At 47.8% G+C, this 23,964-nt stretch carries 22 protein-coding genes; 8 read left to right on the top strand and 14 right to left on the bottom strand.

The window, feature by feature from the left end:
• The first annotated feature begins 1 nt into the window (after position 1).
• The 3 genes from secD to Q7P67_RS04520 all read left to right on the top strand — a co-directional run bounded on the left by secD (position 2) and on the right by Q7P67_RS04520 (position 4,761).
• Positions 2–1,546, top strand: a complete 1,545-nt coding sequence (gene secD, locus Q7P67_RS04530) for a protein translocase subunit SecD (RefSeq protein ID WP_303850718.1) — start codon at positions 2–4, stop codon at positions 1,544–1,546.
• Between the two features lie 16 nt (positions 1,547–1,562).
• Complete coding sequence (gene secF, locus Q7P67_RS04525; RefSeq protein ID WP_303850717.1) at positions 1,563–2,465, top strand: protein translocase subunit SecF; 903 nt, start codon at positions 1,563–1,565, stop codon at positions 2,463–2,465.
• 187 nt (positions 2,466–2,652) lie between these two features.
• Positions 2,653–4,761: an ATP-binding protein gene (locus tag Q7P67_RS04520; RefSeq protein ID WP_303850716.1), complete on the top strand. Its 2,109-nt coding sequence runs from the start codon at positions 2,653–2,655 to the stop codon at positions 4,759–4,761.
• On the opposite strand, the gene Q7P67_RS04515 is transcribed toward Q7P67_RS04520, so the two are convergent.
• The 3 genes from Q7P67_RS04515 to Q7P67_RS04505 form a co-directional block, all read right to left on the bottom strand.
• Positions 4,727–6,727 (bottom strand): PAS domain-containing sensor histidine kinase, encoded by a 2,001-nt coding sequence (locus Q7P67_RS04515; RefSeq protein WP_303850715.1) that lies wholly within the window; start codon positions 6,725–6,727, stop codon positions 4,727–4,729. The genes Q7P67_RS04520 and Q7P67_RS04515 overlap by 35 nt on opposite strands.
• A 110-nt stretch (positions 6,728–6,837) precedes the next feature.
• On the bottom strand, positions 6,838–7,317 hold the full coding sequence (locus Q7P67_RS04510; RefSeq protein WP_303850714.1) for a bifunctional nuclease family protein: 480 nt from the start codon (positions 7,315–7,317) through the stop codon (positions 6,838–6,840).
• Positions 7,318–7,396: 79 nt separating this feature from the next.
• A complete protein-coding gene (locus tag Q7P67_RS04505; protein ID WP_303850713.1) occupies positions 7,397–7,879 on the bottom strand; it encodes a TlpA disulfide reductase family protein in 483 nt (160 codons plus the stop codon).
• Between the two features lie 121 nt (positions 7,880–8,000).
• Here Q7P67_RS04505 and Q7P67_RS04500 point away from each other — a divergent pair, with 121 nt between their 5' ends.
• Complete coding sequence (locus Q7P67_RS04500; protein WP_303850712.1) at positions 8,001–8,237, top strand: metal-sensing transcriptional repressor; 237 nt, start codon at positions 8,001–8,003, stop codon at positions 8,235–8,237.
• A gap of 289 nt (positions 8,238–8,526) precedes the next feature.
• Here the strand turns inward: Q7P67_RS04500 and Q7P67_RS04495 are convergent, their stop codons facing one another.
• The 5 genes from Q7P67_RS04495 to Q7P67_RS04475 form a co-directional block, all read right to left on the bottom strand.
• A complete protein-coding gene (locus Q7P67_RS04495; protein WP_303850711.1) occupies positions 8,527–10,131 on the bottom strand; it encodes a hypothetical protein in 1,605 nt (534 codons plus the stop codon).
• A 122-nt stretch (positions 10,132–10,253) separates the two neighbouring features.
• Complete coding sequence (locus tag Q7P67_RS04490) at positions 10,254–11,642, bottom strand: LuxR C-terminal-related transcriptional regulator (protein ID WP_303850710.1); 1,389 nt, start codon at positions 11,640–11,642, stop codon at positions 10,254–10,256.
• 46 nt (positions 11,643–11,688) lie between these two features.
• Positions 11,689–12,177, bottom strand: coding sequence for a Cys-tRNA(Pro) deacylase (gene ybaK, locus Q7P67_RS04485; protein ID WP_303850709.1), 489 nt, complete (start codon positions 12,175–12,177; stop codon positions 11,689–11,691).
• Between the two features lies 1 nt (position 12,178).
• Positions 12,179–12,649 carry a pyridoxamine 5'-phosphate oxidase family protein gene (locus tag Q7P67_RS04480; protein WP_303850708.1) on the bottom strand — a complete coding sequence of 157 codons (471 nt, stop codon included), beginning with the start codon at positions 12,647–12,649 and terminating at the stop codon, positions 12,179–12,181.
• Complete coding sequence (locus Q7P67_RS04475) at positions 12,636–13,112, bottom strand: EVE domain-containing protein (RefSeq protein WP_303850707.1); 477 nt, start codon at positions 13,110–13,112, stop codon at positions 12,636–12,638. Before Q7P67_RS04475 ends, Q7P67_RS04480 begins: the two co-directional genes overlap by 14 nt.
• Before the next feature lie 76 nt (positions 13,113–13,188).
• On the opposite strand from Q7P67_RS04475, the gene Q7P67_RS04470 reads away from it, so the two are divergent.
• Positions 13,189–13,821 carry a queuosine precursor transporter gene (locus Q7P67_RS04470; protein ID WP_303850705.1) on the top strand — a complete coding sequence of 211 codons (633 nt, stop codon included), beginning with the start codon at positions 13,189–13,191 and terminating at the stop codon, positions 13,819–13,821.
• Here Q7P67_RS04470 and Q7P67_RS04465 read toward each other — a convergent pair.
• From Q7P67_RS04465 to Q7P67_RS04445, 5 genes are all read right to left on the bottom strand, one after another.
• Entirely contained in the window at positions 13,814–14,431 is a 618-nt protein-coding gene (locus tag Q7P67_RS04465) for a class I SAM-dependent methyltransferase (protein ID WP_303850704.1), read from the bottom strand. The two genes, Q7P67_RS04470 and Q7P67_RS04465, sit on opposite strands and share 8 nt — an antisense overlap.
• Positions 14,432–14,493: 62 nt before the next feature.
• Positions 14,494–16,230, bottom strand: coding sequence for an ATP-binding protein (locus tag Q7P67_RS04460; RefSeq protein ID WP_303850702.1), 1,737 nt, complete (start codon positions 16,228–16,230; stop codon positions 14,494–14,496).
• A gap of 115 nt (positions 16,231–16,345) precedes the next feature.
• Positions 16,346–17,140 carry an ABC transporter ATP-binding protein gene (locus Q7P67_RS04455; protein WP_303850701.1) on the bottom strand — a complete coding sequence of 265 codons (795 nt, stop codon included), beginning with the start codon at positions 17,138–17,140 and terminating at the stop codon, positions 16,346–16,348.
• A complete protein-coding gene (locus Q7P67_RS04450; protein WP_303850700.1) occupies positions 17,137–18,027 on the bottom strand; it encodes an ABC transporter permease in 891 nt (296 codons plus the stop codon). The genes Q7P67_RS04455 and Q7P67_RS04450 overlap by 4 nt, the downstream gene beginning before the upstream one ends.
• On the bottom strand, positions 18,027–18,992 hold the full coding sequence (locus Q7P67_RS04445) for an ABC transporter substrate-binding protein (protein WP_303850699.1): 966 nt from the start codon (positions 18,990–18,992) through the stop codon (positions 18,027–18,029). The genes Q7P67_RS04450 and Q7P67_RS04445 overlap by 1 nt, the downstream gene beginning before the upstream one ends.
• Positions 18,993–19,167: 175 nt before the next feature.
• Here Q7P67_RS04445 and Q7P67_RS04440 point away from each other — a divergent pair, with 175 nt between their 5' ends.
• Together Q7P67_RS04440 and Q7P67_RS04435 are read left to right on the top strand one after the other, a co-directional pair.
• On the top strand, positions 19,168–20,160 hold the full coding sequence (locus Q7P67_RS04440; protein ID WP_303850698.1) for an NAD(P)H-quinone oxidoreductase: 993 nt from the start codon (positions 19,168–19,170) through the stop codon (positions 20,158–20,160).
• A 76-nt stretch (positions 20,161–20,236) separates the two neighbouring features.
• A complete protein-coding gene (locus tag Q7P67_RS04435; protein ID WP_303850697.1) occupies positions 20,237–21,025 on the top strand; it encodes a PhzF family phenazine biosynthesis protein in 789 nt (262 codons plus the stop codon).
• On the opposite strand, the gene Q7P67_RS04430 is transcribed toward Q7P67_RS04435, so the two are convergent.
• Positions 21,009–22,874 carry a PAS domain-containing sensor histidine kinase gene (locus Q7P67_RS04430; RefSeq protein ID WP_303850696.1) on the bottom strand — a complete coding sequence of 622 codons (1,866 nt, stop codon included), beginning with the start codon at positions 22,872–22,874 and terminating at the stop codon, positions 21,009–21,011. The genes Q7P67_RS04435 and Q7P67_RS04430 overlap by 17 nt on opposite strands.
• A gap of 200 nt (positions 22,875–23,074) precedes the next feature.
• On the opposite strand from Q7P67_RS04430, the gene Q7P67_RS04425 reads away from it, so the two are divergent.
• Positions 23,075–23,809 carry a hypothetical protein gene (locus Q7P67_RS04425; protein ID WP_303850695.1) on the top strand — a complete coding sequence of 245 codons (735 nt, stop codon included), beginning with the start codon at positions 23,075–23,077 and terminating at the stop codon, positions 23,807–23,809.
• Positions 23,810–23,964 lie beyond the last annotated feature (155 nt).

Raw genomic sequence — 23,964 nt, 5'->3', positions numbered from 1 at the left:
CATGAACCTGAAAGTCCGCTGGGCAGTAATTTTAATTGTTCTCGGCTGGTCTCTCTTTTCAATGCTTCCGCTCAAAGACAAGATCAACCTCGGTCTTGACCTTCAGGGCGGTATGCACGTTGTACTCGGTGTGGACACAGACAAAGCTGTCGACGGAAAAATCGACAACACCGTTGTGCAGCTCAGAAAAGAGCTGGCTGCCGAAAAAATAAACTTTAATTTCGTTCAAAAAGCCAGCGGGGGAAAGATAAACATCTCTCTTAAAACCCCCGAAGACTTCAACAAGGCAAAGAACATCGTCAGCAAAAATTATACAACATTGCAGGACGTAAGCATATCCGAAGAGAACACACTCTCATATATCCTCGACCCCAAGGCGGTCAAGGATATCAAGGAATCGGCTGTTGACCAGTCGCTCGAAGTTGTACGCAACAGGGTTGACCAGTTCGGCGTTTCAGAACCCATCATCCAGAGACAGGGAACAAATCAGGTTGTTGTTCAGCTTCCGGGTGTAACAGACCCCGAACGTGCAATAAACCTTATCGGTAAAACCGCACAGCTCACCTTTCACCTTGTTGACGACACAGTTTCCGAAAGCGAAGCGGCAAGCGGCAATATTCCCTTTGACGATATCATCCTTTATCAGAAACACACAGACAAAGAAACAGGCGCTGTAAGCAAAATTCCTTTTGTTCTGAAACGCGACGTGGTTCTTACAGGAGACTATCTGACAGACGCACAGGTCAGCCTCAACAGCAATTACGGGCAACCCATTGTCGAGTTTAAACTTGACGCGGCTGGCAGCAAGCTGTTTGAGGAACTGACAGGAGAAAACATCGGAAAACGCATGGCTATTGTTCTTGACGACAACGTGTACAGCGCACCTGTTATCAAGTCCAAGATACCCGGCGGTTCCGCATATATCGACGGTATGTCGAACATGCAGGAGGCGAAGGATCTTGCGATAGTTCTTCGCGCAGGCTCTCTCCCCGCTCCCGTTAAAATAGAAGAGAACAGAACTGTGGGACCTTCTCTCGGTGCTGACTCTATCAAGGCGGGCATCAACGCCTGTATCATCGGTTTCATCCTCATCGTCGCATTCATGGCTGTTTACTACAAATGGTCAGGATGGGTTGCAAACCTTGCTCTTTTCACCAACTTCATAATAATCCTCGGCGTTATGGCGCAGTTCGGCGCAACACTGACAATGCCGGGTATAGCCGGTATCATCCTTACGGTGGGTATGGCAATCGACGCCAACGTTCTTATCTTTGAACGTGTGCGTGAGGAACTGAGGCTCGGCAGAACGCCTATGAATGCGATGGAATACGGCTATCATAAAGCCTTTTCGTCAATCATAGACGCGCACGTTACAAACATCGTATCCGCAATCGTCCTTTACCAGTTCGGTACGGGTCCCATCAAAGGCTTTGCGGTAACCCTTGCAATCGGTATCGTGGCATCTCTTTTTACGGCTATCTTCGTAACCCGTGTGATCTTCTGGACATACATGGGCAAACGGGAAGTCAAATCTTTGAGCATATAGCCGGAGGGAGGAAGAAATGCTTGAACTGATAAAACAGGGAACAAAATTCGACTTCATGGGAAAGGCGTACATCTTCTTTTCCATCTCGGCATTCTTCATAGTCATAAGCCTCGGACTGATGTTCACAAAAGGCTTTAACTACGGAATCGACTTTGCGGGAGGAACGGTTTTTCAGGTTAAGTTCGAAAAAACACCTGATCTGGATACCATACGCAAGGTAATGAACAAAATAGACGTGGGTGAAGCGATAATTCAGAACTTCGGTTCCGACACAGACGTTCTCATCCGTGTTGAAATGACCAACAAAGACCTTAAAAAGATAAACGAATCCATAGAAGACGGTCTGACAACGGAGATGAAAGATAATAAATTCTCCATAGTCCGCGTTGAACAGGTTGGTCCGCAGGTCGGAAAAGATCTTAAAAAGATGGCGTTCAACGCCGTTATATACTCGGTCATAGCGGTTCTCATATACGTTGCCATCAGGTTCCAGTTTATATTTGCGGCGGCGGCAATAATTGCGCTTGTGCACGACGTTATCATCACTCTCGGTTTTTTCAGCCTTCTGGGCAAAGAGATAACCATAACGGTCATTGCTGCTGTTCTTACTCTGGTCGGTTATTCCCTTAACGACACAATCGTCATTTTCGACCGTATCAGGGAGACAATGCGCGAGGACAAAGAGGGCAAAGTACCTCTTAAAGACCTGATGAACCTCAGCATTAACGAAACGCTGAGCCGTACGATAATAACATCTTTCCTGACTCTGCTTTCTGTTGTTGCACTTTATTTCTTCGGCGGAGAGGTTATCAACGGCTTCTCGTTCGCAATGATGATAGGTATCATAGTCGGTTCCTATTCCTCAATTGCGTGCGCCAGTGCCATAATATACGTTATCAAGAAAAGAAACCACATTTAAACGTTTTCGGGGTGTGTGATAAGCACACCCCTTTCCTTTCAACTTCTATTTAAATATCACGGTTCACAGGTTATACTTCGTTATGAACTATAACCAAGGTATCAAACACAAAATCTTTATTTATGCCAGCATGATTCTTATTACAACGTGTACATTATTCGCACTGTCCAATATATCTCTGCGCTATATGGAATATAAAGCTGAACTGACACAGGAAAGCTATCTGGTGGAAAACAACCAGAGATTTGTGACATCCCAGCTTTCCAGAGTGCTCAAATCGAATCTGAACAGACTGATTTCCGACCCGTCCCTTCTGGAATCTGTGAACAGCAGGAACATTCCGCTGCTTATGGGCAGAATGTCTATCCACACCAACGCGCTGGATTTCGAGTATCCCGATGACACATTTGTGTTCAGGATAATTGCGGCAGACGGAACTCTGCTTTTCTCAAGCGACAGAAAAGCCGACCACTGCCCCGATCCGGTATCAGAAGCTGTGTTGAACGCCCTTTCCGGCAAAGCGGCGGGAACTGCATACGAAGTATGCGCAGACCGCGTTTTCCAGTTCTCTGCGTTGCCGATGTACTACAACGGTATGCTGATAGGTTCCGTCGAACTCGGCACCTCTCTTGAATTTTACGGCAAGGCTATGGAACAGTCTACCGGTTACAGCATGGCTGTTCTTGCGGACACCTCCGCACAGAAAATCGAAGGGATGCCTGTCTACGGCAGATACGCCCTAATGCAGAATACCAACAATACAATGTTCCGCAGACTTCTCGAATCCGTAAAAGATTATAATTCCCTGAGTGACATGGTCAGTGTCGGCAACATGCACTACAGGGTTTCCGACGACATCCGATTTTACTCCTCCGGCGGCAGGGAGCTTGGAAAATTCATATACGCGAAAGATGTAACCCCGAACGTCACAGCAATGCTTTCCTACACACTGAGGGTTATATTCGTAACACTGGTCTTCTGCTTTCTGTCCCTTTTACTCATCCGAACAGGTTTCAACAAAACTGTCGGAGCACTGGAAAAACTTCATGAGGAGACCATTAACAAGCTGGTTTTAAGCGAATCCCAGTATCGGGAATACATAGACAATTCACCCATGTCAATATTTACCACCAACGATTCAAAAATATTCACGGAAGCCAACCTGAGGTTTCTTGAGACAGTCGGGCTGGCAAAAAAAGATATGGCGATAAGATCTCTTTATGATTTCATAACCGCAGACAGGCGCAACGAGCTGAATAAATTCTATTCCAGAGCTTTTCATGAAGGGCACAACGAGGGTATTCTGCATATCGTCGACCGTGAAGGAAAAGAGACTTCTATGATGACCAAAGCAGTTAAACTGGGTGAAAAGTCTCTGCTTTTCAACTGTCTGGACATAAGTCGTTCCGTTGAAATGGAACAAAAGCTGCGGGAACTGAACCTTGAGCTTGAATCTGTTAACAAGAACCTTGAAAAACGCGTTGAAGAAGAGGTTGAAAAGAACCGCAGGCAGTCCCACGTCCTAGCCGAGCAGAAGAAACTGGCCGATATGGGGCTTATGGTAAGCGCCATAGCCCACCAGTGGCGCCAGCCGCTGAACGCATTGGGTCTGATGATTCAGTCAATACCCGACAGCCTGAACATCGACGAAACCGCTCCTATATACACTGAGTTTGAACAGACTGCCATGACGCTTGTGAAAAAGATGTCCGACACCATAGACAATTTCAGGCTGTTCTTTGAAACCGGAGGCAATAAAGAAAAATTCAATGTAGTTGAGGAACTTAAAAACACAAACGCAATCCTCTCGGTACACATTGCATCAAAAAGTATCAAAACAAGATTTATGTGCAGACGGGAACCGGACATACATTTCTCACCATGTCAGGGATGCGAAAGATGCAGCGAAATAACTCTTTACGGGCAGCCGGGGGAGTTCCGCCAGATGCTAATCAACATACTGAACAACAGTTATGAGGCGATACTTGAAAGGATGGAGAAACAGCCGGATATGGAAGGGAACATCTCTATCAACATTGTCTGCTCCGATGAAAGAGTCACTGTCAGTATAGAAGACAACGGAACAGGTGTTCCGCCCGAACTTCTGGGGCGTATATTTGAACCCTATTTTACAACTAAAAATGATGCAAAATTCTCAGGCATAGGTCTTTATATGGTCAGGGTGCTCACGGAACAGAGCCTGGGCGGAAAGGTTGCAGCATTTAACAACCATCTCGGCGGACTGACCATAGTAATGGACTTTAAGTTGTTTCGCGGACAGGTTTCAGATCTCTGACAGGCAGTGAGATATAAAATGCTACACCGTTTTCCACATTCTCAAAATACAACCTGCCGCGCATATAATTCTCAATGATATTTTTAGTCAGGTAAAGCCCGATGCCAGTGCCCTTACCCTCGCCTTTCGTTGTGAAATAAGGGTTATAAATCCTTTCGGCTACATATTCCGGTATCTGTCTGCCGTTATTGAATATTCTTATAAGCAGTCTGTCGTTTTCACTGGTAACGTCAACACTTATTATCTTCTCTTTCAAATCCGGATAAGACTCTTCGTCAAGCGCATCAACAGCGTTCTGGAGCACGTTGATGAATGCTTGTTTGAATTCATCCTTATAGCCGTCAACAACTATATTCTGATATCCGCACGCGCTGCTTTCCTCATAAAATTCCTGACAATCCATAAAGTTGGAGCCGCAGATACAGGAGGAACTGAAGTTTATGCCGTGATACGCCAGTTTCGCCTCGTATATTTTAAGAATATCCCTTATTTCAGTCATTATTTTGAATGCGGAGTTATTGCCCTGCGGTCTGAAAAAATCGCTGAAATTATCTATAGTATCCGAAAGACTGCCGATGAGCTGCATACAGGTCGTTTCGAAATCTTTTATATAGCTTTTATTAAGCCCGTCTTCCCTGTAAGTCTGACAGATATCCTGAATATAAAGCCCCAGTGCATTAAGAGGCTGTCGCCAGTGGTGAGCCATAGCGCTGATTATGTTGCCGATATCCGCCAGCTTCTTCTGATTAAAAAGAATCTGTTCGTATTTTCTGTTCTTCTCCGTCTCTCTTACGATGGTGTCGTGTAGGTTTGCGTTTATCTCCTGAAGTTCGCGGGATTGTCTGTTAAGCTCGGTTATGTCACGGCTGATGCCCAGCAGACCGGAAAGCTCTCCGTCGGCGCTGTAATAGGGCGTTTTAACCGTGGCAACAAGATGCCTTGAGCCGTTCTTATACTCTATCCATTCGTCGTTTATTCTCGGCTGACGCATTGCCAGCATTATTTTGTCATTTGCCACAAACTCTTCTGCAATTTCACGCGCGAAAAGGTCATAGTCGCTCTTTCCGACGATGCTTTCAGTATTTTCCCCTACAAATTCCGCAAAAGCCTTGTTACATCCGAGGTATACGCCGTTCAGATCTTTGTAGAAAATCAGGTCGGGAATGGTATTGAAAAGGGATCTTATCAGCCCTGCCTGTCTCCGTATTTCGTTATAGGCATTTTTCAGGTCTGTAATGTCCCTGCCGAGGGCGACAAGTCCCTTGCGGACTGTCTTCTCCGCATCATAAAACAAGGGTATCTTGATGGCATCGAAAACCCGAACGCTGCCGTCTGGCATAGAAATTATTTCTTCTTCGCGGCTTATCACCTTCTTCTGCCATGTGCTTTCATCGGAGCGGGCACAGGCTTCCAGCGCCTCTCTGAATATCGGAAGGGTAAAGTCTGCAAGCTCTTTGTCACTCTTTCCGGTGTAATCCTCTTTTCTGAGAGCGAAAGCGGCAAGGCAGCTCGCGTTGGCTTCCAGCCAGCGCCCTTTGCTGTCTTTAAAACAGATAATGTCCGGCGTGGCGTCGATGAGTGTTTTAAGCTGCTCCTGCTTCTCTTTCAGAGCGGTATAGGCAGAGGACATTTCACTGTCGTCACGCACGATAAGTGCAACCTGTCCCTCAGCGGATTTCACCGATTCGATGTGAAAACCCTTGCCGAGTTCCGGAACAAAATGAAAAACGGGGATAATTATGGAATTCTTTACGATATTTTCGAAATCACCGCCGAAAAAAGGGCAGTTTGAAGATACGGTTTTCGTACCGATAATTTTTGCTGAAACACACCCGACCATCGAAGCGAAAGCCTCGTTTGCATCTTCAATCACAGAGTTGCGGTAATTATTGAAAACTTCGGAACTGAGCAGCACATAGCCGAAATCGGCTTTATTTATTATGGACCTGAAAAACTCTTTCTCCATCGGAAAACTCCGAAATAACAATCAAATGGTCATTCCAGTTATTATACACATATAAATCGTTAAACGGCAATTTCATTGTATAACATTGCGGAAAAACATATTTGATTTTATCAGATGTGCCAGAGAGGACCGTCCTGATCGTCTATCAGATTGGCAAGCACCTTATTGTCTTTTTCGTTGATATTTGTGCGGTCCACACAACAGGAGGGGCATAAGATATTGTCTTCAACGTAAACCGGTATACCCATCCGCATGGCAAGGGCTATCCCGTCTGAGGGGCGGCAGTCTATCTTTTTCTCCGACTTGTTGCAGATAACATAGATGCTCGCTTTATAGTTTCCCTGCTCGTACCTGTCCACAACAACGCGGTCAAGGTTTGCATCGTCTATGCTGTCTATGATGCGTGCAATGAACTCGTATGTCATGGGTCTGGGAGTGTTGATCCTGTTTAAAACACAGTAGATCGATTCAGCCTCAAGGTCTCCGACATTGACAGGGATAAGATAGTGCCCGCAAAGTGTTTCCAGTAAAAGAACATATCTGGACGTAAGCGGCTCTCTGATGACACATTTAACCGTTGTCTCTATCATTAAGATTCCTCCGGATCAACCGTAATACCTATGATAAAAATAGTTTTGCCAAACATAAAATCAATGGCAAATCCGGATATTATTTCAATTTTGTAGCGATATATTCAAGCTGGGTCTCGGAAAGGGGACCTTCAGCCCTGTCGAACAGTTTGCCGTCCGGTTTGAAAATGAAGGAAACAGGGATGGTGTTAACACTCATCTCCATGCCGAGACTGTCGTCGCCGTGTACAACGGGGTAAGTTATCTTAAACTCATCAACAAACTTCTGCGCGTCTTCGGCGGTTTTGTCAACGGAGATACCGACAATAACGAAGTCCTGATCCTTATATTTTTCATACGCTTTAACAAAGTCGGGAGTTTCACCCCGGCAGGGGGGGCACCATGAAGCAAAAAAGTTAACAACGAGGGTCTTTCCGGCATACTGCTTTTTCAGTTCCTCAAGATAACCTTTTGAAACGGTCTGGATACCTTGTTTTTCCTCTGCCTTTTCCTTGCTGCCGAAACAGCCGGACAGAACAAAAAGGGACATAAGAGCAATAAGCAGGAAAATCGTCTTTTTCATTTTCATCCTCCGAGATGTTCACCAGTCAAATATGCACTTTCCGCTATATTGCGTCAAGGTTTTTTGCCCGCTTAAAGTTTTTTTCATTGACATATCCTATCCTATAGGATAGGATACTTATATGGAACAGACGGCAAACGAAGAGATTGTTAAACGATTACAGAGGGCGAACGGGCATTTGTCTAAGGTTATCGAAATGATAATCGGAGGCGACGAAGAGCTGAATGTCGCACAGCAGATGCAGGCGGTATCCAAAGCCGTGATAAACGCTAAAAACCTCTATATCAGAAACAGTATTGATGCACGCCTCGACAAAAAGGCGGCGAAGGAGCTTGCCGAACTGTCCAAATTTCTTTAAAAATCATAATTTCTATTTGCGCCGCGGATGCTGCGAACTCCGCGTGCGCTTGCTCATATCATACCTCAAGAAAAAAAGCGGGCTTTCACACCCGCTTTTTTTAATATGAACCCTAACCAAGGTTCAGCAATAACACGACAGCACAAATGTATATAGTTGCATGCCTTATATTGGGTTCTGCTTTCAGGTTGCCCCCTTTGAGCCTTTCAATCTTATAGGAGGATAAGAGAACAACCTTTAAGCGCTTTGGTCCCCGTTATGCTGCCGTGAAACATGTTGCCATTTTATATCAGGGAATCTTCACCCCGCTTACATAATATGGTATTCCGTATACGAGATATCCGCTGATTGATATCGTTCCGGTAATGCTGCCGGAAAACGACAGATTCTCACCGGCACTGGTTCCTGCTGCCGTAAGTGTAATACTGTCGAACACGAAATAGCCCGAAGACACGTTCACATTCAATATGTTAGTCGAAGAATCGGTCTGCCACACCCTTATAGTGGCGCTCCTGTCCGGTGCATCAGGATTATCATCAGGGTTTGCCACGGTCATGGTTACGTTATAATATCCCGCAACATCTCCTATCGTAAGCGGTACATCGCTGTCGTTGTCGTTGCCGCCGCCGTCATCACCGGTGTCATCGTCACCCGTATCGTCACCCGTATCGTCTCCGGTGTCGCCTCCGTCTTCTCCGCCCGTGCTGTCGTCATCATTATCATCAACTGGCGTAACCTCCGCCAGAAGGTCATCCATTATAGCGCTCACCTCTTCGAAACTGATGTCAGACCCTTCCTGCACCAGTTCGGCGATGCTGTCCGCAGTTTGTTCCACCGTTTCCTCGTCAACCGTGTACCCCATAGACTCAAGTTCCCGTACAACAGTCTGGAGCGATCTGCCGTCCAGCGGCATTTCGGATATGTCAACTCCCGCCGGAGTGCCGTTCTCCCATTTTATCAACCCGCCCAGCACTTTGCCTTCATAGACAAAATCCAGAATACTCTCGCCCAGATAAGAAAGCTGCTCCCCCGTTTCAGCGGGATTGAAAGTTATAAGTCCCACGACCGAAGACAAAGGACCCAGCTTCTCTTTTATATCGTTAAACCCGACAGTCACCCTGTTTTTTTCACCAAGGATGATAGTGCTGGTTGTCGTGCCTATATCAACTATTGTATCCGCACCGCCCACTATTATGCCGCCCGCCGTCATAAGCGACGTCGAACCGCCGGCAATGGCTCCTATGCTTCCTCCTGTGGCTATCATTCCCGTCACAAAGAGTCCTGTTTTACAAACTGTCTTCGTAGCCATAGCCGTTTTCATCAGGTCGTCCCACATCTCCGCTTCGTCTTCCGCATCCGCGCTTATTATCTGCTTTGCCAGATGAAGCTGCTCGTTCGCTTTTTTCGCGTCAACACCAAGCTGAGCCGCGAGACCTCTTATCTTTTTTCCGGCGGGGTATGCGTCAAAGCTGTTTATAAGCTCATTTGCCCAGTCCTGAGCAGCATTTCTGCCCGACAGGCTGAATATTCTTCCCTTCGCCGCCTCTTTCGCCTCCACAGCCGCTGCAACAGTTTCAGCCTTCTCCGCTATCTCTTCCGCCTCCGCCCATGCGGAAAGCGCCTCGTCAATGATAGCTTCAAGCTCAGGTCTATCTGGATTTGAAAAATCATATGTTATGAATTTTTCAGTAAGAAGACGCGCCTCAATATATTTTCTGACAGCGATTGCACCTGCTTTTTCCGCCGCTTTTCTGTCTTCGCCCGTATCTGACAGAGAGACCTCTTCGGTGCCTACAGGTTCCGCGCTCCCGCCTCCCCCGCCGCAGCCCGCCACCAGCAGCGCAAGCGAACACAAAACAATCCGCACGAATGTAAACGACACCGACCTTGCCATCCCATTTCCTCCTGTGCTGTTGATATACAAGTATAGAAAATAAAAACCGGAAACACATCGACCGTAAGGCTGAAATTGATTAAAAAATGACTAATACTAAAGTATGAAAAGGGTGTAAACGACTATCTGTTTTGAAGAAGAAGACTTATAAGCTCTGCGCGGCTGCTGACGCTGTATTTTGAAAAGATATTGCGGGCATGGGTTTTTACGGTGCTTTCGCTTATATTCAGCGTATCGGCAATGGACTTGTTGGATTTACCCGAAAGAATAAGGTGTAAAACCTCCTGTTCCCTTGCGGTGAGCGGTTCAAAAGTTTCAACTTTGTCTCTGCGGAAAGCCTCCTGCGGGACGAAAAACTCCTCATCCATGAGATAAGCGTGGCTTTTCAGCTTCATAACCAGCATCCGGTTGAGCAGCGGCAGCATGGCAAGGGTGATGCACACCACCGTAAGGGCAATGACGGCGACTTCGGAATCGGCAAGGTTCGCCGATGTGATGAACATACCTATGGCGCCGCCGCACAGCACGCCGAGAACATTTGCGGAAAGGTTCATCCCAAACATCCTGGCGGGATTGTCGGTATAGTCCAGCATATCGCCGATGATGCTCCACCAGAAAAGGTCGAATATCCCGCAGGCGCCGAGCATAAGCGTGTTCACAATGAGATAGTCTGAAGCGCCCCGCCCAAGCAGCATGAAACAGATGAATGAAGCAATTATTGTAGCCATTCCGAAATAGAGTATGGCATACCGGCTTATCCTGCCCGGCAGGTTACGCATTACAATGAGCGCACCTATGTAGGGTACTGCCCAGTACCAGCTTGTTAACGTTGTAAGATGCTCGAAGGCGGGATTCATCACCTGATACATAAGCCCTGAATTTATGGTGATTATGAAAACGAACAGGAACAGTATAAGCATGGGCTTTTTCGTGCCCCCGCTTTCCGCGCAGCATTTTTTCTCTTGGACATTAAGCGGGAGCCTCAGTATGAAATAGCCACCGGTCAGAACGCAAAGCAGAGCCGAAACAAGTCCCGCTGTGCCGGAAATATGTACTGCGGACATATTGACGAATATCATGATTATGTTGGAATATATGAGCACGTCTGCACAGGTTTTTATGCGCTGATTTCTCGGAGTGAAGGTTTTCAGGAAATAGCCCCATGAGGCGACGGCAAGAGCGGACGAATAGCCTGCGACAACAAGCGAAGGCAGCCACAGAAAAGACGGTCTGAAAAAGAAAGGCAGCGTGCAGACAACACTTACCGCCATTCCGGCAAGAACGTTCTTCTTCGCCGCTTCCAGAGAGCGTACAAAAAATCCGCATGTGAAAAGCCCGGCAAAATGGGCAACTATGGCGGAGAGTATCATGTTGTTCTCTGGCACGCCGTGGTATTCCAGAACGCTGTAAAGAACTCTTCCCTCAAACAGAAAAGACAGAATATATGCGAAAAGAAACGAAAAACCGCCCACGGAAACTACACGTCTGCTCAACTCTTTACTGTATATCATGCTTCAAGTTTAGCCGGATTACGAACCATAGTCAAAACAAAAGCCGCTATTTATCGATGGCAACCTCAACCTCTTCAGGCTTCAGGATACGCATCATATCCGACGTAGCGATATTCACCAGAAAGCCCCTCTTGCCGCCGTTAATGTATATCCGCGGCAGGTCTGCTATGGTCTTTTCCATATAAACCTTCATGGCTCGTTTCGTTCCGAAGGGGGAGGTTCCTCCCACCAGATAGCCCGTATGTTTGTTGGCGGTGTCCGGTTCGCATGGTTTCAGGACCTTAACGTTAATGTCCCTCGCCAGTTTTTTCAGGGATATCTCCCTGTCCCCGTGCATGAGCACCACTATGGGTGTTTTCGTTTCGTCCTCAAGTATTATGGTCTTGATAACGGTATGTATGTCCGCACCCAGCGCCGCGCTGGAATGTTTCGTGCCGCCTTTTTCAACGTATTCGTAAAGATGGGGTTCAAACTCCGCCTTATTGTCCCGCAGAACACGCACCGCCTGAGTCACCGGAAATTTTTCTTTCGACATCTCAGACACCCTTTGACGGCGCAGGAGATTTCTTGCCTGTATAACTGTTTATTGTGAGTTTCAGTACGCAGGTTCTCCCCAGAATCTCGTCGGGATAGCTGTTTTCAAATCTGCCGTAATGTTCCATTATGGCATCCAGTCCGGCGCGTTTCTCCGCATCGCCATTGAGTATCTCTATCCTGCCCTCGCCCATAACGCTTTCAAAATGAATCGTCCAGCCGCACGATGTCTCTTTTTTTATCAGTTCGCTGTCGGCAACCACAGTGAACGCCGTAAGCGGATTTTTATTTATCATGTCAATCTTGCGCCCTTCGTGTGCGCAGTGCATATAGAGCGCACCGTCCTTATATCCGTAGCTCATGGGTACGCAATAAGGAGTGTTCCCGTCCGCCAGCGCAAGATAAACCACCTGTCCTCTTTTAAGAAACCCGATCGCTTCCCCCTCGGGGACCTTTTTGTTAATTTTTCTCATTATATCCTGCCATTCTCAGAATTGTACCGTATTCCTTTTCAGACACGGGCTGCACAGACAGTCTTGAACCTTTTTTCACAAGCTCCATACCGGAAAGTCTGTCGTCCGCCTTTATCTCTTTCAGAGAGACCACCCTGTCGAATTTATCGATGAATTTCACGTCAACCATCATCCAGACAGGCTTTTCCGGCACGGATTTCGGGTCGTAGTGTCTGTTCGCGGGGTCGAACGCAGTAAAATCAGCATAGGGTTCGCTCGCAATCTCAGCAACACCGGCAACACCGGGCTCGTCGCAGTTTGAGTGATAAAAAAGCACCCTGTCGCCAACCTTCATATCGTCCCGCATGAAATTGCGCGCCTGATAGTTTCTCACGCCGTCCCATGGGCTTGTGCTTTCTGGCAGCGCCTTCAGGTCGTCTATGGAAAAGCATCCGGGTTCAGATTTCATAAGCCAGTAACGCATATCGACCTCACTTTTATCTGGATTTTTAACCCGCATAGGGTTATATTCCGCATTTATACACCAAAAAGAGGAAAAAATGAACGACAGAAGTCTTGCCGTTCTCGCGGCAGTATTTATTTCATCGCTGACGATAGCCTCGGTTCTCGCCAGCAAGATAATCACAATAGCGGGAGTTGTGGTACCGGCGGGTATACTCGCATATTCAATAACATTTATAATTTCCGACACCATAACGGAGATATGGGGAAGAAAAACGGCTAACAACATAGTTGCCGGCGGATTCGTCAGCCTTGCTGTGGTTGCCGTGCTCATCCAGATATCGGTTGCGCTTCCCTCCGCGCCCTTCTGGCAGAATCAGGAGGCTTATTCATCCGTGCTTTCGTCTTCGTCCAGAATCATCGTTGCGTCCCTGACAGCATATCTAATCAGCCAGTATCACGACGTATGGCTGTTCCATTTCATAAAAACCAAAACCGGAGACAAGCATCTCTGGATAAGAAACAACGTCTCCACGGCAATGTCACAGCTTCTTGATTCGGTGATATTCATAACCATCGCGTTTTACGGACAGATGCCTGTGATACCCCTGATTCTCGGTCAATGGGCAATAAAACTTGTGATAGCACTTCTGGATACGCCTGTTGTTTATCTTCTGGTACATCTGCTCAGAGACAAAAAACATACACAGACCGCAGAGGAAGTTATTTAATCCCTGTTGCTAAAAATACCGGATAGGCGGTGACAACGCCGCCTCTCACCTTTTCAACCTCCGCCGCCTTCTCAACGGTTATATCTTTAAAACCAGCTTTTTCAAAAAGACTGCGTACAAGTTCAGTGCTGAATCCGTGGTGGTGCACGTCTCCGCCTGGGTCGTCGTGAAATCCTCCGTCCTCTTCGTAAAGGTCGCTTACGCAGAGATATCCTCCCGCAGCAAGACCTCTGTAAGCCTTTTCAAAAAGTTTCTCAGGATGTTTCAGGTGATGTGTGACCATGCTTGAAGTGATAATGTCCGCGCCATCAGGCTCAAACTCGTCTGTCTCAATATCAAACACGCGGGTGTGTATCTCTATTCCCGCTGTCTTTGCCTTCTCCTCCAGAACGTCCAGCATCCCACGGGAAAAATCAAGTCCAGTGAGTTTTCCGGCAACGTCGGAAAGACCCAGCAGAATAAGCCCCGTTCCTGTGCCGAAATCGGTTATCCTGCTGCCCTCTTTTATGTTTATCCGCGTCCGTATGCTCTCGCAGACGCTTTTTGCCAGCTTTATCCTGCGCGGTTTCTCATCCCAGTTTTTCGCTCCCCTGTCAAACCTTTCGGTCATTCCAGCCTCCGTGCAATATATAATTTTTCATATGATTGCACATCCTGCCGCAATGTCAAGGGTCAGGACTGGAAAACGGGAACAAGGATGACGAAAGACGCGCCGTCTTCCGTGTTGTGGGCGTATATCCGCCCGTTCATATGTTTTTCAATTATATTTTTCGCGATGAACAGTCCGAGTCCGGCGTGCCCGTTGCCCTTTGTGGTGTATCCCGAATCGAATATGCGCCCGATATTCTCTATACCGCCGCCGTTATCCGTTACAACCACCCGCACGCTGCCTCCGTCCGTCTCTGCATTTATGCGAACTGACGGTTCAAAGCCATGTGTATTGTGATGCTTAGATTTCAGAGCATCCGCCGAATTTGATATGATATTCATCAGCGCCTGCTTAAACTCGCCCCTGTAACCGAACACTTCCGTTCCCATCCCCTCCTCTTCCGTAAAAACCACCGTGATGCCGTTCTGTTTCAGGTGGCTGCGCATTATGTAGAGAAGCGCCTGTATCTCTTCGGAAACGTCGAAAACCTCTTTACCGTCATATCTGCGGAAATAGCTGTTAACCTCGTCAAGATACTGCTCCATCTCGGCTATAAGCCCAAGCTGCTGTTCCGTTGCGGCTGTGTTTTCAGTTTTCTGTACGCTGTTCTTTATCTCCGCAAGCGGCTTCGCCAGTTTGTGAGACATTGCGTCGGTGATACGCTCAATATCGGACATCTTTTTCCGGTTCTGTATGGTCTGCTCTGTTTCCGCCAGCTTTTCCAGTGCCGTATCCATCTGTGATTCAAGATTTTTGCTGTAATCTTTGAGTTGCTGCTCTATCTTGTTGTGCCTGTATTCAAGGTCGCCTATCAGGTCTATAAAGTTACGCTTCATGACAAGAACTGAAATGAGGATTATGAAAACACCGATGAGGGCGGAAATGACGATGTGCCGCATCATTTTGTGATACTGCCCCGTTTCGTCCGCAAGAAAGACCAGCTCGCCTATTACAGTGCCAGTGGCGTCGGAGATGTCTATGCCGTTTATTACATGATACCGTTTATTCATATACGATTCATGTTTCTCACCGCCTCCGTCTTCGTAGAAATTTTGCAGTATAACACGGAAAAGTGCGTCGTCAGTGCTGAACAGCATGTATCTGTCTGAAAATCGTGTGTAATCGGTTATATCGGAAACCATATCGGCAAAGCGGCTGAATATAAGCACAGCGCCGTCCATACGCATGGTGGAGCTTATCCGCTTCACAAGAAAATCAAGGGTAACTCCAGTCTCCGCATAGCCTATGCAGACACCGCCGGAATAGATAGGCAGGATGTTGCGGATGAATATACCGCTTGCGCCCTCCTCAGTTCCCGACTGGGAAAATCCCGTTTCCACGGCTTTATCAAAAAGAACACGCCTCCCTTTAACAACGTCGCCGTAAACCTTTGGCGCAGACATCCGCAAAAGGACGGTGCCGTCGGGCAGGATGAAATTCATTATGACCTTTTCGCGGGTGAACTCGTCGGCAAGCCGCTCATAAAGATTATAAGCCGCCGACACAAGCGCCTTTCGATCCGCCGCTTTCAAAGCCTCAACAACCTCTCCGTCCGATGCAATCTCCCGCGTTTTCTGGCTGAGCAGCTTGTCTATCCGGATAGGGAAATCAATATAAAGTCCTGTAATAACATCTTTTTTCTCTCTTGCCGCTTTTGCCGCCTGCTTCGCTCCCTCATACTCCAGAAGCCCTGTGTAAAGCGCGCAGATGAGAATAATTATAGCCGTGATAAAAATAAAGGTGCGTTTCTGAACTGACATGACATGCCTCACAACGGAGTTTTGCCGCCATAATAAATATAGTCCAGACTGAGCCTTTTATTATCAAAGAAATGTAATATTAAGATTGAAAATGGATCGGACTGCCGTTCGCAGATTAAGAGAGCAGCAGCTTGTCGTCTTCCAGACCCTCTCCGCGCACCTTTTCAAACATGTGCATCAGATCCGCAACTTTCAGCCCCTGTCTGTCCGCCCCGCGCACGTCCACAACAACTTCCCCGCCGTGCATCATTATTATGCGGGAACCGTACTCAATGGCCTGTTTCATGTTGTGGGTCACCATCAGACAGGTGAGATTCATCTCCTCAACAAGTTTCGCAGTGAGCCGCATCACAAGCTCAGCTGTTTTCGGGTCGAGCGCAGCCGTATGCTCATCCAAAAGGAGTATCTCTGGGTTTGCCATTACAGCCATCAGAAGAGTGAGACACTGACGCTGACCGCCGGACAGAAGCCCCGCATTGGTCTTCAGCCTGTTTTCAAGCCCAAGCCCAAGCGCAGCCAGCTTTTCCGCGAAAAACTGCCTGTTCTTCCTGTTGACCCCCTTTCTGAACCACCTGCCGCGCCCCCTTTTAAGGGCTATTGCCATATTCTCCTCAATGGTGAGAGACTTTGCCGTTCCGCTAAGCGGATCCTGAAAAACGGAACCGATGAAAGATGCCCGCGAATGGTCTGCAAGCGCGGTTATGTCCCTCCCGCCGGCTAGGATATGTCCGCCGTCCGGCTGAAGAATCCCCGCTATAAGGTTAAGCATGGTGGACTTGCCCGCTCCGTTGCTGCCTATAACAGCGACAAACTCGCCCTTATCTATTTTCAGGTTCAGCCCCTTTATGGCGACGTTCTCGTTCACCGTTTTCGGGTTGAACACCTTGCGTACGTTCACAAGCTCAATCATCTTCCCACACCAACCTTTCTGCGCAGCCCCGGAAAGGAGAGCGCCGCTATGACTATCACCGCGGTTATCATGTTCAGGTCGCCGGGTGAAAAACGGAATTCACCTATCTGGAACGACAGCGCATAGGCTATCGCCAGCCTGTATATCATGGAGCCGAGGATGACACCTGCAACAGCCCGCAGAACACTTCGGCTTGAAAGGAGAGCCTCGCCCACGATCACCGATGCAAGCCCCGCAACGACGGTACCGATACCCATGTTGACGTCAGCAAAACCGAGAGACTGCGCGGCAATGCCTCCGCAGACTGCAACAAGACCGTTGCTGGCAGAAACGCCTATGAATATCATCCTGTCAGTGCTTATGCCCTGTGCCCGCACCATCTTCATATTGTCCCCCGTCGCGCGTAGTGCAAGCCCCATGTCAGTATGAAAAAACCAGATAAGAAACAGCGCCGTGAGCGCCGCCGCACAGCCGGAAAAGATTATCGCCGCCGTCTGGGGCGCAAATCCGAGACTTTCAATGGGGGTGAATATAGTGTCATAACCCAGAAGGGGCAGGTTCGGCATCCCCATGATGCGCAGAATAACCGAATAGGAAGCTATCATGGTCAGGATACCTGCCAGCAGGTTCAATATTTTAAGTTTTGTGTTGAGAAATGCCGTAACGGATCCGGCGCAGGCTCCCGCGATACCCGCGGCAGCAACTGCGGCGTAAGGGTTTACGCCTTTTGTTATGCAGACCGCGCAGACAGCCGCACCCAGAGGGAACGAACCGTCCACGGAAAGATCGGGGAAATCAAGAGCGCGGAATGTAAGAAAAACACCGAGAGCCATGAGGCTGAACATAAGTCCGTGCTCAACGGCCCCCAGTAATGCGTATGCTGTCATTATTTTATAACTTCGTCAGCGTTTTTAAGCATCGCGGCGGGAACCTTGAATCCTATTTTCGCCGCGGTTTTAGCGTTGATCACAAGCTGCAGTTCCTTTTGAAACTCAACAGGCGTATCCGCAGGCTTCGCTCCTTTCAGAACCCTGCATACCATAGCGCCTGTCTGGACACCGTGTTTATAGTAATCGAATCCTCTGGCGGCAAGAGCGCCCCTTTTAACGGAATCAGTATCGGACATGAATACCGGAACCCTGTTCGCGTCGGCAACCTTCAATACAGATTCAAGAGCGGATACGACAGTGTTGTCTGTTGTGATGAATATAGCGCCCACCTGCCCAATGAGTCCGTTCGCTGCGGCGGCAACGTCCGCAGAGCTTGCAATGGCGCGTTCAACCAGCTTAACTTTGCGCACTGCAGCTGCTTTTTTTGCCAGTTCAAGCTGTGAACGGCTGTTCTGCTCGCCGGCGTTATAGATTATACCGACAGCCTTGGGTTTAACCCCCATATCGAAGATAAGCTGAAACTGAGTATCAATGGGGAGAAGGTCACTCACTCCTGTGATGCTCCCGCCCGGTTTTTTGATATTCCTGACCAGCTTTGCGCCAACAGGATCTGTCACGGCAGAGAATATCACAGGCGTTTTGGGCGAACCCTTCATATACGCACCTGCAAGGGCGAGTGCTGTGGGCGTGGCTATGCCTATTACAAGATCTTTTTTCGCACCGATGAATTTGTCGGCTATCTGACCCGCAGTCACCATGTTTCCGTTCGCAAGCTGAACGTCGAAAACGACGTCTTTGCCGTTTTTAAGCCCGCACTTCTCCACGCCGTCGATGATACCTTTCTGTACAAGGTCAAGAGCGGGATGTGCAACTATCTGGGAAATTCCTATCTGTTTCGGGGTGCCCGCCGCATATGCCGAAAAGCACGCCAGCGAAAGCAGAAACGCTATTATTTTTTTCATAAACTCACCTTTTAATTATACGGAAAAGGCGATTTTAAACTCTTGAACGCAAATTTCAAGTGTTAAGTAGCGGGGCGGTTTTTTTCATATTTTCAAAACAGGTTTTTTGTGCCAAACTAAAGCTGCATTAAACAGCTTATTTTACTATTAGTTCAATAATATATTGGAGGTAAACATGAAGGCAGTCCTTCTTAAAGAGTTCGGACCGGCGGAGAACATGTACGTAGGCGAAGCGGAAAAACCCGCACCAGCCGCGGATCAGGTTCTGATAAAGGTTGCGGCATCATCCATCAACAGACCCGACCTTGTTCAGCGCGAAGGCAAATATCCGCCCCCGGCAGGCGATTCCGAGATTCTCGGACTTGAAGTTGCCGGGATAATAGAAGAACTCGGCGCGGATGTTAAAGGCTGGAAAAAGGGCGACAGGGTCATGACTCTTGTGGGAGGCGGCGGATATGCCGAATATGCGGTTGCATACGCGTGTCACCTCATGCCTATCCACGATTCCATGTCATACGAAGAGGCTGCATGTGTCTGTGAATCATACATCACTGCGTTTTCAAACGTCTTCATGATTGGCGGGCTGAAAAACGGCGAAACAGCTATTTTCCACGGAGGCGGAGGCGGCGTCAACACTGCCGCAATACAGCTTACGAACGCTCTGGCACCCGATTCAAAATACATAATCACAGCGGCTCCCTCCAAGATGGAAGATGTGAAGAAACTCGGCGCGGCTCTTGTGATAGACTATACTGCCACACCTGATTTTTCCGAAGCCGTCAAAGAATTTACAAAGAAAAAAGGCGTTGACGTGATACTTGACCATGTGGGCGCGAAGTATCTTAAACCCAACATGGACTCGCTGGGCTATGCGGGCAGACTGGTCATCATAGGCGTTATCAGCGGCATCAAGGCGGAGCTTAACCTTGCGCTGATGATGGTTAAACGTCAGCAGATAATCGGCTCTGTTCTCAGAAGCCGTCCCGTGCCTATGAAAGGTGAGATAGTGGCAGAGTTCACAAAAACAGCCCTGCCCAAATTTGCAGACAGAACCATCGTGCCCATCGTATCAGCCGTGTTCCCCATCGAACAGGTCGTAGAGGCGCACAAAATGATGGAAGCCGACGCACATTTCGGCAAAATAGTTCTTAAAATACAAAATATATAATTAATGTTGATCCTCTTTAAGCCTCCCTTTCTTAAAGGGAGGTTTGGAGGATTTTGGCATACCAGAGGTTAAAAAAATGGCGGAAATCAGGTTTTATCAGGTAGATTCATTCACTGGAAACGTATTCGGCGGAAACCCGGCTGGGGTCTGTCCCCTTGCGGCAGAACTGCCGGACGAAACGATGCAGAAGATAGCCGCAGAAAACAACCTCTCCGAAACTGCATTCATCTTCACCCGCGAAGGCAGACTGCACATCCGCTGGTTCACACCGGAAACGGAGGTCGATCTCTGCGGACATGCGACACTCGCCTCCGCACACGTCATGTTTCACCACGAAGGCTTTACGGGGCAGATTCTGGAATTTCAGTCCAAAAGCGGCGCATTGCGGGTTAAGAACAAAGGGGACATACTGGAACTGGACTTCCCCGTTTCCCTCTACGAACCATGCGGGGAGCCGGAAGAACTTGCGGAAGCGCTCGGCTTTAAACCGGCAGAGGTATATGCGTCAGCAGACTACATGGCTGTGTTTGAAAACGAACAGGATATTGTTGAGATGAAACCGGATTTCGCAGCCCTGAAAAAACTTTCACTCAGAGGCGTTATAGTGACAGCGAAAGGTTCGTCATGCGATTTCGTAAGCAGATTCTTTGCGCCGAATATCGGAATAGATGAAGACCCCGTTACAGGTTCCGCCCATTGCCTTCTCACGCCTTACTGGACAGAGAAACTGAACAAAAAACTGCTCACGGCAAGACAGGTTTCAAAACGCGGCGGACTGCTCTTCTGCACACTGGATTACGACAGGGTTCTGATAGCTGGAAGGTGCGCGGACTACCTTAAAGGCACAGTCACGCTGCCGGATTAAATTTTTTCATTCTGGGGCTGATACGCGGCAGGACTATTATGAAAACCGCTCCGCTTTCATCGTTGTTCACGGATATTTTTCCGCCCATATGCTCTTCAATTATCATGCGTGACATGTAGAGCCCTATTCCCGTGCCCTTTCCTTCAGGTTTGGTGGTGAAATACGGGTCGAAAATTTTATGTTTTATACCATCCGGTACACCTCCGCCGTTGTCCGATATCGACACGGTGACATTTTCGTCCAGAGCTGACACGGCTACCGTTACCTTCTTACTGCCTTGTTTGTCCGCTAAAACATCCTTGGCGTTCTGAACAATATTCATCAGAACCTGACGAAACTCTGACGAAAAGCCGCTGACAAGGGTTTCAGGCAGCTCGCAAGGGGGACGAAGGAGATTGTTACACGCTTCAAAATCCCTCTCCCTGCATCTGCATGTTATTGTGAACTCTATTGAAACGTTTTTAAGCTGTGCCTCAACCAGAGAAACAGTGTCTATAACCGCCTTTATCACCTCAAAAGAGGTCTCCTCGCTGCGCGGATTGAAGAAACTACGGAAATCGTCAATGGTCTTCGACATGTGCTGGATCAGCTTCATGGAGTCCATTTTAAAGTTTTCAAGCATAGCCTCGTCCAGAGAATTGTCTTTAAAGCTCTCGTAAACAAGCTGAATATACAATCCGACCGAGTTTATGGGCTGCCTCCACTGGTGGGCTATGGCATTTATCATTTGCCCCATGTCGGCAAATTTCTTCTGCTCGAAAAAAAGCTGCTCCTGCATCATCCGTTTTGCGGTTTCTTCGCGAACCCTCTGTTCCAGCTCCGCTGTGAGCCTCTGCAGCTCTTTAGAGCGGGAAATAAGCGCCTCTTTCGCCACCGCCTCCTGCGTTCTGTCGCTGGCGCGGATAACAACGCCCTGCACAATATTGTCAACTTTGTGAGGCAGGAAAGCTGCATCAACGTATGTCTCGCCTCTGCCCGGCAAAGTAAACCAGCCGGAAAAGGAGACGAAATGTCCCTGCTGCGCCTGTTTAAAATATGGAGAGAGTATCTCGTCCATCTGGTTTTTTTTCATCTTTTCACCGAACGGTTTTCCTATAATGTCCTTCAGTTCGGCGTTAAGAATGGAGAGGTACGCTTTATTTGCGGAAAGATATTTCAGGTCGGCATCCAGAAACGCCACATACTCATCCAGACTGTCGAAGATATCTCCGTAAAGCTCCAGTTCCTTCTTCGCCTTTATAAGCCTGTCCACGCGCCTCGCGGAAAATATATAAAACCCCAGTCCGCCGCCGACAATTATCACCAGCGCCATCAGAACGGACGACACAACCGCTTTTGTTTTCGGAGAAATTACCTCGCTGTATCTTATCTTGGCTACCATGCCGTAGCGCACGCTTCCTATGTCCACATGGTCATACGCCGCCAGTACTTTTTCCCCTGTGTAATCCGTTGCGGATGTAAGTCCGCTCCGGTCTGACAGGGCAAGGGCAAGGATGGAATCGGAAGGCACGTTTGAAAAACTGCCTGCGGCATCGTCGAAGTTTTCACGCCTGCTATGGCTTAATATCGCAAAGTTGCCGCCTGTTAGTGACGCTATATAAAACTCGCTGGAATAATTTTTATATACGGTCGGACTGAAACTTTTTCTGAGAACATCAACAGCGCCAGCCGCCGCGGTTTCCGGATTATTTTCATAAAGTTTTGCATAAACGGAGATAAATATATCTTTGCGGGCGCGCACAATCTCAATAAGTCTTTGCTCATAGATGGATTTAGTATTCACATACCAATATCCTGTAACAACGGCTCCGGCTGCGATGGTCAGAAAGGAAAGAAGTATGAAGAGCAAAACCGCCCGCTTACTGTCATGCAAGATAAGCTCCAATTAATTAAAGATTAATAAAAAACCGATAATTGAAATTATAGCATAAAAAAAGGACATAAAACGTGATTTTTACCTCTCAGGTAAAGTTTGACTATTTATTTATCAATTCATATAAGGTATCATATAATCGGTTTATAACGCTTGTGTGTAACGGAGCATCACATATGAAGAGGTTTTTGGTAACTGTATTAACATTTTTTGCAATGTATGCTTTTGCCGATGTAACCCTGACTGAAAAAACAGACGGGGTGGTTTCCGTCAGCTATTTTTCAAAGAACAGGGTTGCCGTTCAGGAAAACGGACAGATTCTTAACATCACCGACCTGAAAACCCAGACAGTTTACGGTTTTAATCCTGAAAGCAAAACGTATTTCAAGGCAACCTTTAAAGAGCTTGCCGATATGAACAAAGCGTCCATGGAGGGAATTGACACTGATATGGCGGATCAGTTCAATGCGGAAGCCGGACTGAAAGCGCCTGTTGTTATCAAGAAAACAGGCAAAGGTGAATACGGCGGCTACGCCTGTGACAGATATGAGGTCGGACTGCAAAACCAGCCCGCCACATCGCAGATATGCGTTTCGCCGCAGGTGCGTCATTTAATTCTGAACGAGATAAACGGCGCGGCACTCAAAAACTGGCTGAAAGTAATGGATTTTGAAGGGAATATCGACCCTGTCCGCACGAAACTGGACGAGATATCCGAAAAGGTCGGCTACATCATCTATGAAAGAACCGTCCACAGCATCCCCGGAGTACCCATGAGCGCTGGCGCCATGGACTCGTACACAACAGTATTACAGTCGGTTTCAACCAAGCCGATAGACAACGGCAAGTTTTCCATTCCTGCCGGATATAAAAAGGTTGGCATCAACGACTCCATGGGCGAAGAACAGTAATCTCTGTTTGATAATGATACAGAAAAGCCCTCTGACCTTAATCAGAGGGCTTTTTTTTATGTAGTCGAAACTGCTTCCGCTCGCAGAGACTGTATTTACCTTCCGCTGGGCAAATGCAAGCATATCAAGGCAACCCCGCTTCTTTTTAGAACCAA

Source organism: Seleniivibrio woodruffii (genome assembly GCF_029267515.1).
Lineage (GTDB): Bacteria > Chrysiogenota > Deferribacteres > Deferribacterales > Geovibrionaceae > Seleniivibrio > Seleniivibrio woodruffii_A.
Note: the sequence above shows the minus strand (reverse complement) of the source record. Positions and strands in the feature narration are given on the sequence as shown.

Coding starts and splice junctions, on each gene's coding strand:
- secD (WP_303850718.1), top strand. CDS start 2: ATGAACCTGAAAGTCCGCTGGGCAGTAATTTTAATTGTTCTCGGCTGG.
- secF (WP_303850717.1), top strand. CDS start 1,563: ATGCTTGAACTGATAAAACAGGGAACAAAATTCGACTTCATGGGAAAG.
- Q7P67_RS04520 (WP_303850716.1), top strand. CDS start 2,653: ATGGAATATAAAGCTGAACTGACACAGGAAAGCTATCTGGTGGAAAAC.
- Q7P67_RS04515 (WP_303850715.1), bottom strand. CDS start 6,727: ATGGAGAAAGAGTTTTTCAGGTCCATAATAAATAAAGCCGATTTCGGC.
- Q7P67_RS04510 (WP_303850714.1), bottom strand. CDS start 7,317: ATGATAGAGACAACGGTTAAATGTGTCATCAGAGAGCCGCTTACGTCC.
- Q7P67_RS04505 (WP_303850713.1), bottom strand. CDS start 7,879: ATGAAAAAGACGATTTTCCTGCTTATTGCTCTTATGTCCCTTTTTGTT.
- Q7P67_RS04500 (WP_303850712.1), top strand. CDS start 8,001: ATGGAACAGACGGCAAACGAAGAGATTGTTAAACGATTACAGAGGGCG.
- Q7P67_RS04495 (WP_303850711.1), bottom strand. CDS start 10,131: ATGGCAAGGTCGGTGTCGTTTACATTCGTGCGGATTGTTTTGTGTTCG.
- Q7P67_RS04490 (WP_303850710.1), bottom strand. CDS start 11,642: ATGATATACAGTAAAGAGTTGAGCAGACGTGTAGTTTCCGTGGGCGGT.
- ybaK (WP_303850709.1), bottom strand. CDS start 12,177: ATGTCGAAAGAAAAATTTCCGGTGACTCAGGCGGTGCGTGTTCTGCGG.
- Q7P67_RS04480 (WP_303850708.1), bottom strand. CDS start 12,649: ATGAGAAAAATTAACAAAAAGGTCCCCGAGGGGGAAGCGATCGGGTTT.
- Q7P67_RS04475 (WP_303850707.1), bottom strand. CDS start 13,112: ATGCGTTACTGGCTTATGAAATCTGAACCCGGATGCTTTTCCATAGAC.
- Q7P67_RS04470 (WP_303850705.1), top strand. CDS start 13,189: ATGAACGACAGAAGTCTTGCCGTTCTCGCGGCAGTATTTATTTCATCG.
- Q7P67_RS04465 (WP_303850704.1), bottom strand. CDS start 14,431: ATGACCGAAAGGTTTGACAGGGGAGCGAAAAACTGGGATGAGAAACCG.
- Q7P67_RS04460 (WP_303850702.1), bottom strand. CDS start 16,230: ATGTCAGTTCAGAAACGCACCTTTATTTTTATCACGGCTATAATTATT.
- Q7P67_RS04455 (WP_303850701.1), bottom strand. CDS start 17,140: ATGATTGAGCTTGTGAACGTACGCAAGGTGTTCAACCCGAAAACGGTG.
- Q7P67_RS04450 (WP_303850700.1), bottom strand. CDS start 18,027: ATGACAGCATACGCATTACTGGGGGCCGTTGAGCACGGACTTATGTTC.
- Q7P67_RS04445 (WP_303850699.1), bottom strand. CDS start 18,992: ATGAAAAAAATAATAGCGTTTCTGCTTTCGCTGGCGTGCTTTTCGGCA.
- Q7P67_RS04440 (WP_303850698.1), top strand. CDS start 19,168: ATGAAGGCAGTCCTTCTTAAAGAGTTCGGACCGGCGGAGAACATGTAC.
- Q7P67_RS04435 (WP_303850697.1), top strand. CDS start 20,237: ATGGCGGAAATCAGGTTTTATCAGGTAGATTCATTCACTGGAAACGTA.
- Q7P67_RS04425 (WP_303850695.1), top strand. CDS start 23,075: ATGAAGAGGTTTTTGGTAACTGTATTAACATTTTTTGCAATGTATGCT.